9 protein-coding genes and 1 pseudogene are annotated in these 12145 nt (G+C 66.7%); 6 read left to right on the top strand and 4 right to left on the bottom strand.

Annotated elements, in window-relative coordinates; translation table 11 throughout:
- From AGI3411_RS07540 to coq7, 3 genes and pseudogenes are all read right to left on the bottom strand, one after another.
- Positions 1-440, bottom strand: a pseudogene (locus AGI3411_RS07540) (Vi polysaccharide biosynthesis UDP-N-acetylglucosamine C-6 dehydrogenase TviB); the annotation flags it as partial.
- A 95-nt stretch (positions 441-535) separates the two neighbouring features.
- The gene (locus tag AGI3411_RS07545; RefSeq protein WP_056325286.1) at positions 536-1642 is read right to left on the bottom strand and encodes an MraY family glycosyltransferase; all 1107 of its coding nucleotides are present in this window, start codon (positions 1640-1642) and stop codon (positions 536-538) included.
- 778 nt (positions 1643-2420) lie between these two features.
- Positions 2421-3098, bottom strand: a complete 678-nt coding sequence (gene coq7, locus AGI3411_RS07550; RefSeq protein ID WP_129526771.1) for a 2-polyprenyl-3-methyl-6-methoxy-1,4-benzoquinone monooxygenase — start codon at positions 3096-3098, stop codon at positions 2421-2423.
- 123 nt (positions 3099-3221) lie between these two features.
- On the opposite strand from coq7, the gene AGI3411_RS07555 reads away from it, so the two are divergent.
- The 4 genes from AGI3411_RS07555 (at position 3222) to AGI3411_RS07570 (ending at position 7700) form a co-directional block, all read left to right on the top strand.
- Positions 3222-3665: an OsmC family protein gene (locus tag AGI3411_RS07555; protein ID WP_129526772.1), complete on the top strand. Its 444-nt coding sequence runs from the start codon at positions 3222-3224 to the stop codon at positions 3663-3665.
- Positions 3666-3671: 6 nt separating this feature from the next.
- On the top strand, positions 3672-4643 hold the full coding sequence (locus AGI3411_RS07560) for a thymidylate synthase (RefSeq protein WP_129526773.1): 972 nt from the start codon (positions 3672-3674) through the stop codon (positions 4641-4643).
- Positions 4644-5071: 428 nt separating this feature from the next.
- Positions 5072-7135 (top strand): putative bifunctional diguanylate cyclase/phosphodiesterase, encoded by a 2064-nt coding sequence (locus AGI3411_RS07565; RefSeq protein ID WP_129526774.1) that lies wholly within the window; start codon positions 5072-5074, stop codon positions 7133-7135.
- Positions 7136-7214: 79 nt separating this feature from the next.
- Positions 7215-7700, top strand: a complete 486-nt coding sequence (locus AGI3411_RS07570) for a dihydrofolate reductase (protein ID WP_129526775.1) — start codon at positions 7215-7217, stop codon at positions 7698-7700.
- A 3-nt stretch (positions 7701-7703) separates the two neighbouring features.
- Here AGI3411_RS07570 and AGI3411_RS07575 read toward each other — a convergent pair whose 3' ends face one another.
- Entirely contained in the window at positions 7704-9122 is a 1419-nt protein-coding gene (locus AGI3411_RS07575) for an aminotransferase-like domain-containing protein (RefSeq protein WP_129526776.1), read from the bottom strand.
- Between the two features lie 160 nt (positions 9123-9282).
- Here AGI3411_RS07575 and aptA point away from each other — a divergent pair, with 160 nt between their 5' ends.
- Both aptA and AGI3411_RS07585 read left to right on the top strand, forming a co-directional pair.
- Positions 9283-10608, top strand: a complete 1326-nt coding sequence (gene aptA, locus AGI3411_RS07580; protein ID WP_165359102.1) for an omega-aminotransferase AptA — start codon at positions 9283-9285, stop codon at positions 10606-10608.
- Positions 10605-12098 carry a CoA-acylating methylmalonate-semialdehyde dehydrogenase gene (locus tag AGI3411_RS07585; RefSeq protein ID WP_129526777.1) on the top strand — a complete coding sequence of 498 codons (1494 nt, stop codon included), beginning with the start codon at positions 10605-10607 and terminating at the stop codon, positions 12096-12098. The genes aptA and AGI3411_RS07585 overlap by 4 nt, the downstream gene beginning before the upstream one ends.
- Positions 12099-12145: the final 47 nt, after the last annotated feature.

A 12145-nucleotide genomic window follows, 5' to 3' on the forward strand; every position in this document is an offset into this window, starting at 1 on the left:
AAGTCCACGTTGAACTTCAGGCCCGACACGCGCTCCAGCACCGGCACGCAGTCTTCTTCGGTGGCGCCCGGATAGACTGTGGACTCATAGATGACGATGTCGCCGCGCTTGAGCACGGCGCCGATCGTTTCGCTGGCCTTGACCAGCGGCGTCAGGTCGGGCTGCTTGTATTCGTCGATGGGGGTCGGCACGGTCACGATGAACACGTTGGCCTTGCCCAGTTCTGCGCGGTCTGCGGTGTACGTCAGTTCGGCGGCTTCGGCCAGCTCGGCGTCGCTGACTTCCAGCGTATGGTCGTGGCCGGACTTCAGGGCCTCGATGCGGCGCGTATTGATATCGAAACCGATAACCGGACGCTTCTTGCCGAACTCGACTGCAAGCGGCAGACCGACATAGCCCAGGCCGACGACGGCGAGTTTCACATCCTGGATTCGCAACATAACTCTCCCTTCACCGTAGAACGATTACGGCATTTTAAATTTGATCGGGTGATGGATAACCGAGCCCCCGGCGGCGGTCGCTGGGGCGCTCAACACTAATCGGTGGTCCGCAAGACGGAGGGCAGCAGCAGCCAGCCAGGGCGGCGCCAGGACACAAGGCGCGCATAGAGCCAGATATACACGCTGGCGAACACCACCAGGCTGGCGCTCAGCGCCCAGGCGTTGTCCCACCAGATGGTGGCCGGCACCAGGCCGATCAGGGCCAGCACCCACATGTAAGGCGACGCCAGCGCATTGCACAGCGCCGGCACGGCATGGCGGCGGCCGCGGCTGAACGTGACGCGCACCAGGCGGCGGAACACCAGCTGATGCAGGTGCAGCGCGTCCGGCTGGTCGACGGGCACGCCGCGCTTGAAGCGGCGGCGCCAAATCGAAAAGCCGGTTTCGAATACCGGGTAGAACAGCACGGCCAGGGCGTAGAACGGCGACACCGACGGATTGCGCACCACCAGCAGCACGGCCAGTTCAGCCAGCATGAAGCCCAGGAAGTACGCGCCGCCATCGCCCAGGAACACGCGCCCGAACGGGAAATTCCAGACCAGGAAACCCAGCGTGGCCGATGCCAGCGCCGCAGCCACCAGGAAGATCGGCACGTCGCCCACTTGCAGCGCCACCAGGCTGATCGAGACCGCCATCAAGGTGGCGACCATGCCGGCCAGGCCGTTCATGCCGTCCACGATGTTTAGCGCATGCGTACAGCCGCCCACCGCGAACATGGTGAACAGCAGCGACACCGGCCAGAAGGACAGCACGTAATCCACCGGGGCCATGCCGACACGGCTGACGCCGCCCAGCAGCCACCAGGCGATCGCGGCCGACAGGAATGCGGCCAGCAGGCGCTTGCTGGCGCCGATATCCTTGGTAATGTCCTCAAGCAGGCCGGCCACGAAAACGGGCAGCGCCGCGACGAACAGCGCGGGCCACAGCCAGGTCAGCGTCATGTTGCTGGGGCCGAGCACCAGCAGGCCGGCGAGCGTGCCGGCAAGCACAGCCAGGCCCCCGACCCGAGGCGTTGCCCGGGAATGGTTGGCTTGAGGCTTATTGAGGTCGCTGTCGCCAGTAAAAGCGCCATGCCAGCGCTCCGACGCCACGATGAGTCCCCCCACCATGAATGCGACCACGCAAATGTACAGCCAGGTCACAGAATCACCTCTGGTTGGTCTATCGAGACAGGCCCGCCATTATCGGGGGCAGGTGTAACGCCCATATATGGGAGGAATAAGGAAGTGCAATTCCACGGCACAGAACGTAACGCCCCGCGCCAGGCTGGTCGTCCGCAACCCGGCCGCCGGCCGGGACGGACCGCAGCGGCTGAACCGCAGACGCGCGGATATACAGGTTTCATAGAGCGATTGTAGAACTTTCCGCCCTGGCGCACTCGAAATATCCAAGGGAAAACGCGAAGGTCGGCCCAGGGCGAAAACGGCGCCCGGCCCTGGCGGGCCGGCCATCTCCTCAATTAAATAGGGACGCATCTTACTCAGACAAAAAAAAGCCCGAGATCGTGAGATCTCGGGCTAAATCCACCAAAGGAGGAGGGTGGAGGAGACAACCTTGGCATGCTGGGAGCTGGCCTTCCGCTCGCTACGCTTTCGGGGTTTTGCACCGCGCCGACTGCGTTTCAACATCCGATGAGTGAATAGTACAGAGGTTTTTTGTGCGATGCAAGATTTTTTTTGATCGGTGCTCCAGGCGTTTTTTTTCGTTGCGTTTTTGCCGCAGCGCCTGCCCCCTCCCCCTGGAAACCCGCGCCAATCATTGGCCTGTCCAAAAAAAGGGTTTTTGCCGAATGGGTAAACCCGTTTCGGACTAACCCTAGATCGTATCGGGTAATCCCGCTCTTTCTTTTGCACCAAAGCAGTGCATCAAGCACCGTTCTGCAGCTTTTTTGCGCATTGCAACATTTCGACGCCGGCGGCCTCAGATCCAGTAAGCCGTGGTCGTCATCACCTTCGACATGGCCTTCATGGCCGTCCTCACGGGCAGCGACAGGGGCACGCCCCCCGCCTGCTCCGCGCTGGCGCGGTGCTGGGCTTCATCTTCCTTCATCTTTTCGACGATCTGGCGGGAGCGCTCATCCTGCACCGGCAAGGTGCGCAGATGGCTCTCGAGGTGGGCCTCCACCTGCTTTTCGGTTTCGGCCATGAAACCCAGGTTGCGGGGCACGCCTGCATAGCTGGCCAGCACGCCGAGCGCAAACGATCCGGCGTACCAGACGGGATTCAGGAGGCTGGCGCGGCTGCCGAGCTCGGCCAGGCGCTGGTTGCACCAGACCAGGTGATCGACCTCTTCGGCCGCGGCGTTCAGCAGCAGCGCCCGGGGCGCGGGCTCGCGGCACACGGAAGCCTGGCCGCGGTAGAGCGCCTGCGCGCAAATCTCTCCGACATGGTTCACGCGCATCAGCCCGGCCGCGTGGCGCTTCTCCTGCGCCGACAGGGTCTGCGGCGCTTCGTCGGCCGTGGCCGGATAGGGCCGCCCGGCGGTGGCGCTGCCGCTCAGCACCCGCAGCGCGCGGTCCGCTTCGGCCAGCAAGGCGTCCAGCGGATTGGCGCGACGCAGGAAAGAAACAGGGCCGGATCTAGACAGGGCGGTGGACATAAACGACTCCTCGGCAAGGCAGGCGCCCACACCCCTGATGCGGGGCGGGGTTCTCATGCCTGGAATTGTACGCAACAGGTATCATCAACCATTGACTGCGCTCAAGCTCAAGGACACGACAAAATGGAATGCACGATCGACTGGGGCGGCCCGAACGGCATGCTCTTTACCGCCAGCACCGGCAGCGGCCACGTGGCCGTGATGGACGGCGCCGTTGACGGCGGCGGCCACAACCTGGCCCCCCGTCCGATGGAAATGCTGCTGGCCGGCACCGGCGGCTGCACCGCGTACGACGTGGTGCTGATCCTCAAGCGCGGCCACCACGCGATCAACGGCTGCAGCGTCAAGCTGCAGGCCGAGCGCGCCGACAGCGACCCCAAGGTCTTCACGCGCATCCATTTCGCCTTCACCGTCACCGGCCGCGACCTGCCGCGCGCCGCGGTCGAACGCGCGGTGCAGCTCTCGCACGAGAAATACTGCTCCGCCTCGGCCATGCTGGAAAAGACGGCCGCGCTGACGTTTTCGGTCGATATCGTCGACACGCAGGAACCCCCCGCAGCAGCCTGAACCACCATGAAACAATACCTGGACCTCGTTCAAACCATCCTGGACACCGGCGCGTGGCAGGAAAACCGCACCGGAATACGCACCCTGAGCATGCCGGGCGCATCGCTGCGCTTCGACCTGCAGAAAGGGTTTCCCGCGGTGACCACCAAGAAGCTGGCGTTCAAGTCCGCCGTCGGCGAAATGGTCGGATTCCTGCGCGCATCCCGCAGCGCCGCGGAATTCCGCGACCTGGGCTGCAAGGTCTGGGACCAGAACGCCAACGAGAACAGCCAGTGGCTGGCCAACCCGTACCGCGAAGGCGCCGACGACCTGGGCCCGGTGTACGGCGTGCAATGGCGCCAATGGCCGGCCTACAAGATGCTGGACGCCGGCCGCGGCGACCAGGTCGCCGATGCCCTCTCGCGCGGATACGCCAAGGTGGCCGACCTGGAAGAAGGCGGCCGGCCGAAGGTGCTGCTGTACAAGGCGGTGGACCAGCTGCGGCAATGCCTGGACACCATTCACGAGCGTCCCGGCGACCGCCGCATCCTGTTCCACGGCTGGAACTGGGCGCAGATCGAGGAAATGGCGCTGCCGCCCTGCCATCTGCTGTACCAATTCCTGCCGAACGCGACGACCCGCGAAATCTCCCTGTGCCTGTACATCCGCTCCAACGATGTCGGCCTGGGCACGCCGTTCAACCTGACCGAAGGCGCAGCCCTGCTGCACCTGGTCGGCCGGCTGACGGGCTACACGCCGCGCTGGTTCTCCTACTTCATCGGCGACGCCCACATCTATGAAAACCATCTGCCGATGCTGCGCGAGCAACTGACGCGCGAGCCGTACGAGGCGCCCCGGCTGGTGCTGTCGGACCGCATCCCCGACTTCGCGGTCACCGGGCGCTACGAGCCCGAATGGCTGGAAAAGGTGGAACCCAGCGACTTCTCGCTGTCCGGCTACCGGCACCACGCGCCGCTGACCGCGGCCATGGCCGTCTAGGATCTCGTCGGGCCGCGGTTCCGCGGCCTTCGGAATGGATGCGGCGGCGCTGGCCTCGGGCATCAGCCCGGGGCAGCCCCCGTTGCGCTCCCGCCTGGCCGCAAGTGAAGATTGGTGAGCATCTGGAAGCGCGATTTCGGTATAACCCATCCCTTAGCCACGGGCGCGCGTCCAGCATGCCGCGCGCTGTTGGCTCCGACCGGCCCATGCCGCGCCCTGCCCGTCGCTCGCCGCGAACCGGGCACTCCGCCTGGCAGCGCCGACCGCCGGCGTCGCCCAGCCGCCTCCCCTTCCCGACCAGAGAGTACGTAAATCGCCAAACTCGGCAGCAGGACTTGCCCTGCGTTCGAATTGCAACCGTTGAATACCAATTGATTTGAGTTGAAGCCCGCGCGGCGGCTGTATGCGCTAAGGACAGGACCCTATAAATGCTCGTTGGAACTTATAACCCTTCGCTCGTCCTCGTATCCCTAGGGGTCGCCATCCTGGCGTCATATACAGCGTTGGGCATGGCCAACCGCGTCAGGGCCGCGACCGGGCTGCCCGCCGCGCGCTATTGGCTGGCAGGCGGCGCCTTCGCCATGGGCATCGGCATCTGGGCCATGCATTTCATCGGCATGCTGGCGTTCAGCCTTCCCATTCCCATGGGCTACGACCTGCCCCTGACCCTGCTGTCGCTGGCCATCGCGATCGGCTGCTCCGCATACGCGCTGTGGACCGTGAGCAAGGACGAACTGCCGCGCCGGCGGCTCGCGGCCGGCGCTCTCTTGATGGGCATCGGCATCGCGTCGATGCACTACATCGGCATGGCCGCAATGCGCATGGCGCCCGGCATCGTGTACGACGCGGCATGGTTCGCGCTGTCCATTCTCATCGCCGCGGCGGCCTCCGGCGCGGCGCTCTGGATCACCTACCGGCTGCGCCAGGACGGGCCCCGGGTGGCCTTGTCGCGCCCGCTTGCCGCTGTCGTCATGGGCCTCGCCATCGTGGGCATGCACTACACCGGCATGGAAGCCGCCGGCTTCCCGGAGGGCAGCATCTGCATGGCGGCGGACGGCGGCATCTCGGCCGGCTGGCTGGCCATCGCCGTCACCGCGGTGACGCTGAGCGTGCTCGCGATCGCCCTGCTGGTCGCGGTGCTGGACAACCGGCTGGAGGCACGTACCTCGGCCCTCGCCTCTTCGCTGGCCGAGGCCAACGAAGAACTGGTACAGCTGGCGCTGCACGACACGCTGACCAAGCTGCCCAACCGCATCCTGCTGGAAGACCGGCTGGAGCAGGCCATCGAAAGCGCCAGCCGGCGCAAGGGCTATTTCGCGGTCCTGTTTTTCGACCTGGACGGATTCAAGGCGGTCAACGATGCCTACGGGCACCACACGGGCGACGCCCTGCTGATCGACCTGGCGCAACGCATCCGCCAGACGCTGCGCACCCAGGACACCGTGGCGCGCCTGGGCGGCGATGAATTCATCGTGCTCAGCGAAGTGGTCGAGCCCACCGACGCCGCCAACGTGGCCGACCGCCTGATCGACGCCATCGCCCGTCCGGTCACGGTCTACGGGCACGAAGTGCTGGTGACCTCCAGTGTCGGCATCGCCATCTACCCGAACGACGGCGAAGACACCCATGCCCTGCTCACCAATGCCGACGCCGCGATGTACCACGCCAAGCGCCTGGGCGGCACCGGCTACAGCTTCTTCGAGCCGTCCATGAACGCGGATGCGCACGAGCAGATCGAATTGCTGCACGATCTGCGCCTGGCCCAGGAGCGCAACCAGTTCATCCTGCACTACCAGCCCAAATACGAAGCGCCCTCGGGCCCCATCGTCGGCGCCGAGGCCCTGCTGCGCTGGAACCATCCCACGCGCGGCCTCGTCGGCCCGGACCAGTTCATTCCCACCGCGGAAAAAACCGGACTGATCCTGCCCATCGGGGAATGGGTCATCAACGAAGCCTGCCGCCAGATGCGGGAATGGATAGACGCCGGCCAGGGCCACTGGACTGTCGCCGTGAATATTTCGTCGCTGCAGTTCGCCCATGCCAGCCTGGTGGAAACGGTGCGCTCCGCCCTGCTGCGGCACGACGTGCCGCCGGCCTGCCTGACGCTGGAGGTAACCGAATCCACCGCGATGCGCGACGCCGAGGCCAGCCTGGCCGTGCTCAAGCGCCTGTCGACCCTGGGCGTGACGATTTCCATCGACGACTTCGGCACCGGCTATTCCAGCCTGCTTTACCTGAAGCGCCTGCCCGCCACCGAACTGAAGATCGACCGGGGCTTCGTGAACCAGCTGGAAAACGACAACGAAGACGCCGCCATCGTGTCGGCCATCGTCGCGCTGGCGCAGCAACTCAACCTGCGCATCGTGGCCGAAGGTGTGGAAACGGCGGCGCAGCAGAAGTTCCTGACCGGCCTGGGCTGCGACTCCCTGCAAGGCTTCCTGCTGGGCAAGCCCATGCCCGCCACCGAATTCCTGGAACACGCCGCGGACTGAACCGCCCGCGCGGCCCCGCCGCCGCGCTAATTTGCTACGCTAGGCGCGTCCAACCGAACCCTCAACGCAGCCTATCCGCATGTCCGCCAGCCTCACCCTGATCGTTGCCTATTCCACCAACCGCGCCATCGGCCGCGACAATGCCCTGCCCTGGAAGCTCCCGGGCGACCTGGCGCACTTCAAGCGCAGCACGCTGGGCCGCCCCATCATCATGGGCCGCAAGACCTGGGACTCTCTGGGCCGGCCCTTGCCCGGCCGCAGCAACATCGTGATCAGCCGCAATCCGGACTTCCACGCCGAAGGCGCCACCCTGGTTCCCACGCTGCAGGCCGCCATCGACGCTTGCGGCAGCGTCGAGGAAGCCTTCGTGATCGGCGGCGCGCAGATCTACGCGCAGGCCCTGCCGCTGGCGCAGCGCGTGCTGGCCACCGAAGTCCATGCGCAGGCCGAAGGCGACGCCTTCTTCCCGCTGCTGCCCGCCTTCCTGTGGAAAGAGGTGGCGCGCGCGTCGCAGCCGGCCGAAAACGGCTACGCCTACGACTTCGTTACGTACGAACGCGCCTGAGCCTCAGGCCGCGCCCGCGTTGCGCATGAAGCGCCATAGCGCGGGCGCTTCCGAATAGGCCACATTGAACCGCACCCACGGCGTATCGGCCTCGTCCGCCTCGAAGTAGGAGCCGGGCGCCAGCCAAATGCCGTCCTTGAGCGCCAGTTCCGCCAAGCCGTTGGCGCCGCGCTCGCGCCACTGCCCGCCCACCTTGGCCCACAGGAACAGGCCGCCCTGCGGCCGTCCGTAGATCTCGAAACCGTGCTGCGCCATCTGCTGGGCCACGCCGGCATGGGCCGCCGCCAGCCGCTCGCGGGTGCGCGCGATGTGGGCGCGGTAGCGCCCTTCCCGGATGACCTGGTGCACGATGCGCTCCATGATCTCCGGCGACGTCAGGCCCACCGCCATCTTGGTGCGCGCGATGTCGCGGGTGAGATCCCGGTGCGCCACCACGTAGCCCACCCGCACCGACGGGCTGATGACTTTGGAATAGCCGCCCAGGTAAACCACCCGCCGGGTGCCGTCCAGGGCGGCCAGCATCGGGGTGACCCCGGGCGCCAGCTCGCGGGAGATGTCGTCCTCGATCACCCACAGGCCGTGGCGTTCCGCCGCCTGCAGGATGCGGAAGGCATTGGCCATGCCGATGCTGGCGCCCGACGGATTCTGCAGGGCAGTATTGACGAACAGGGCGCGGGGCCGGTGCCGGGCCACGGCGACGTCCAGCGCGTCGCAATCCAGCCCCTCCAGCGTGCGCGGCACGGCCACGGCGCGCAAGCCCGCCAGCCGCAGCATCTGCAGCAGATTGGCGTAGGCCGGCTGCTCCACCACCACGGTATCGCCCGGCCGCAGCAGCGTGCGGATCACCATGTCCAACCCGTGCGTCACGCCCTGGGTCAGCAGGACCTGCGACGCCTCGACCTCCATGCCCTGCGCGCTGAGGCTGGCCGCGATGGTTTCGCGCAGCGGCGCATAGCCGTAGGGATGACCGTAATTCGCGATGCGCATGGCCGGCACCCGCCCCATGTGGCGCAGGGCCATGTGCAGCCCTTCCTCGTTCAGCCATTCGCCCGGCAGCCAGCCACAGCCCGATTTGATGGGGATGGAGTGGTCCGCGAAGATGTCCGACAGCAGCCACCCGGCATTCAGGCGCGGCGGCTCCCAGGACAGCGGCTGGCGGGGACGCGCGGGCGCGTCCGGCGTGGCGACCCGGTAGCCCGCGCCCGGCCGCGCCGCCAGCCATCCCAGCGACACGAGCCGGCTGTAGGCGCTGGCCACGGTGAAGGTGCTGACGCCGTACTGGCGCGCGAACTCGCGCACCGACGGCAGGGACATGCCCGGGCGGAGCGTCTGCGCCTCGATGGCCTGCAGGATGGCGGCAACCAGCTGTTCGACCAGGGTCGGCGCGTGGCCGCGGGCACGGTTGGGCTGGAAATCGATCACGGACATATCTGTACAGTTGTGTTGCCTGCAACTATACAGTTAGCGGCATTTGCGCGGATCGTATATTTGCATTCCCCTCCGGACGCACCAGAATCGTTTGCATGCCGCTGGCTGCGCGATTGTCGCGCCGGCCCGGCGCCTGCCCTACCCTGGAGCCGCCATGAACGCCCCCGCCGCCTTGCCCGATCTGTCCCACCTCTGGATGCCTTTCACTGCCAACAAGCAGTTCAAGGCCCAGCCGCGCATGCTGGCCACGGCCAAAGGCATGTACTACACCTCGACCGACGGGCGCCAGGTCCTGGACGGCACCGCCGGCCTGTGGTGCGTCAACGCCGGCCACGGCCGCGAGGAAATCGTCGCCGCGATCGCCAATCAGGCGGGCACCCTGGATTACGCCCCCGGCTTCCAGCTGGGCCACCCGCTGGCCTTCGAAGCCGCCACGGCCGTCGCGGGCATGATGCCCCAGGGGCTGGACCGCGTCTTCTTCACGAATTCGGGCTCCGAGTCCGTCGATACGTCCCTGAAAATCGCCCTGGCCTATCACCGCGCCCGCGGCGAAGGCCAGCGCACCCGCCTGATCGGCCGCGAGCGCGGCTACCACGGCGTGGGCTTCGGCGGCATCTCGGTCGGCGGCATCTCGACCAACCGCAAGACCTTCTCCGGCGCGCTGCTGCCCGCCGTGGACCACCTGCCGCACACGCACAATATCGAGCAGAACGCCTATTCCAAGGGCCAGCCCGCCTGGGGCGCCCACCTGGCCGACGAGCTCGAGCGCATCATCGCCCTGCACGACGCGTCCACCATTGCCGCGGTGATCGTCGAGCCCATGGCGGGCTCCACCGGCGTGCTGATCCCGCCCAAGGGCTACCTGGAAAAGCTGCGCGAAATCACCTCCAAGCACGGCATCCTGCTGATTTTCGACGAAGTCATCACCGCCTACGGCCGCCTGGGCGCCGCCACGGCCTCCGAATTCTTCGGCGTGACGCCGGACATCATCGCCATGGCCAAGGGCGTCAGCAACGCCGCCGTGCCGGCCGGCGCGGTCGCCGTCAAGCGCGAGGTGCATGACGCCATCGTCAACGGCCCGGCCGGCGGCATCGAGTTCTTCCACGGCTACACCTATTCGGCGCACCCGCTCGCGGCCGCCGCCATCCTGGCCACGCTGGACATCTACCGCCGCGAAGACCTGTTCGGCCGCGCCCGCAAGCTGTCTGGCGCCTTCCAGGACGCCGCCCACTCCCTGAAGGGCGCCCCGCACGTGATCGACGTGCGCAACCTGGGCCTGGTCAGCGGCATCGAACTGGCGCCGCGCGCCGGCGCGCCCGGCGCCCGCGCCGCCGAGGTCTTCCAGAAGTGCTTCGACAGCGGCCTGATGGTGCGCTACACCGGCGACATCATCGCCGTCTCGCCCCCGCTGATCATCGACGAAGCCCAGATCGGGCAGATCTTCGAACAGATCGGCAAGGTCCTGAAGGAAGTGGCATGAAGACGATCCCGCATTTCATCAACGGCCAGCGTTACGACGGTAGCAGCAGCCGCTACGCCGATGGCTTCAACCCCGCCACCGGCGAAGTCACCGCGTCGATCCCGCTGGCGTCCAATGACGATGTGGCGCTTGCCGTGGCCGCCGCCAAGGCCGCCTTTCCTGCCTGGTCCGAAACCCCCGCGCTCAAGCGCGCCCGCATCCTGTTCAACTTCAAGGCGCTGCTCGACAAGCACCAGGACGAACTGGCCGAGCTGATCACCCGCGAACACGGCAAGGTCTTCTCCGACGCCAAGGGCGAAGTCACGCGCGGCATCGAGATCGTCGAATTCGCCTGCGGCATCCCCCAGTTGCTCAAGGGCCAATACACCGACCAGATCGGCGGCGGCATCGACAACTGGAGCATGCGCCAGGCCCTGGGCGTCGTGGCCGGCATCACGCCGTTCAACTTCCCCATGATGGTGCCGTGCTGGATGTTCCCCGTGGCAATCGCCTGCGGCAACACCTTCGTGCTCAAACCCTCCGAACGCGACCCGTCGGCATCGCTGCGCCTGGCCGAACTGCTGACCGAGGCAGGCCTTCCCCCCGGGGTCTTCAACGTCGTGCACGGCGATAAGCAGGCCGTGGACGCGCTCATTGCGCACCAGGACGTGGAAGCCCTGTCGTTCGTCGGCTCCACGCCCATCGCCGAATACATCTACGCGGAAGGCACCCGCCGCGGCAAGCGCGTGCAAGCGCTGGGCGGTGCCAAGAACCACCTCGTCGTCATGCCCGACGCCGACCTGGACCAGGTCACCGACGCGCTGATGGGCGCGGCCTACGGCTCTGCCGGCGAGCGCTGCATGGCCATCTCGGTCGCCGTGGCGGTGGGCGACGTGGCCGACCAGCTGATCGAACGCCTGACGCCGCGCGTGAAGTCGCTGATCGTGAAGGACGGCATGCAATCGGACGCCGAAATGGGCCCGCTGGTGACCGCGCAGCATCGCACCAAGGTCATGGGTTACATCGAGGACGGCATCGCCGCCGGCGCCGATCTGGTGGTGGACGGCCGCGGCCTGAGCGTGGCCGGCAACGAACGCGGCTTCTTCCTGGGCGGCACGTTGTTCGACAACGTGAAGCCGTCCATGAACATCTACCGCGAAGAAATCTTCGGGCCGGTGCTGTGCATCGTGCGCGTGCCGGATTTCGCCACCGCGGTGGATCTGATCAACGCCCACGAATTCGGCAACGGCGTGGCCTGCTTCACGTCCGACGGCGGCGTGGCGCGTGCCTTCGCCCGCCAGATCAAGGTGGGCATGGTCGGCATCAACGTGCCGATCCCCGTGCCCATGGCCTGGCACTCCTTCGGCGGCTGGAAGCGTTCGCTGTTCGGCGACCACCACGCCTACGGCGAAGAAGGCATCCGCTTCTATTCGCGCTACAAGAGCGTGATGCAGCGCTGGCCGGACAGCATCGCCAAGGGCGCCGAATTCACGATGCCTGTGGCTAAATGAGGCCCCCCCCGAAGCGCTGCGCGCCTCCCCCCAGGGGGCGTCGCTGC

This window comes from Achromobacter agilis, assembly GCF_900496965.1.
GTDB lineage: Bacteria > Pseudomonadota > Gammaproteobacteria > Burkholderiales > Burkholderiaceae_B > Achromobacter > Achromobacter agilis.

What these genes read in the sequence shown, in the direction of transcription:
- coq7 (WP_129526771.1), bottom strand. Translation starts at nt 3,098, where the DNA reads ATGTCCACCGCCCTGTCTAGATCCGGCCCTGTTTCTTTCCTGCGTCGC.
- AGI3411_RS07555 (WP_129526772.1), top strand. Translation starts at nt 3,222, where the DNA reads ATGGAATGCACGATCGACTGGGGCGGCCCGAACGGCATGCTCTTTACC.
- AGI3411_RS07560 (WP_129526773.1), top strand. Translation starts at nt 3,672, where the DNA reads ATGAAACAATACCTGGACCTCGTTCAAACCATCCTGGACACCGGCGCG.
- AGI3411_RS07565 (WP_129526774.1), top strand. Translation starts at nt 5,072, where the DNA reads ATGCTCGTTGGAACTTATAACCCTTCGCTCGTCCTCGTATCCCTAGGG.
- AGI3411_RS07570 (WP_129526775.1), top strand. Translation starts at nt 7,215, where the DNA reads ATGTCCGCCAGCCTCACCCTGATCGTTGCCTATTCCACCAACCGCGCC.
- aptA (WP_165359102.1), top strand. Translation starts at nt 9,283, where the DNA reads ATGAACGCCCCCGCCGCCTTGCCCGATCTGTCCCACCTCTGGATGCCT.
- AGI3411_RS07585 (WP_129526777.1), top strand. Translation starts at nt 10,605, where the DNA reads ATGAAGACGATCCCGCATTTCATCAACGGCCAGCGTTACGACGGTAGC.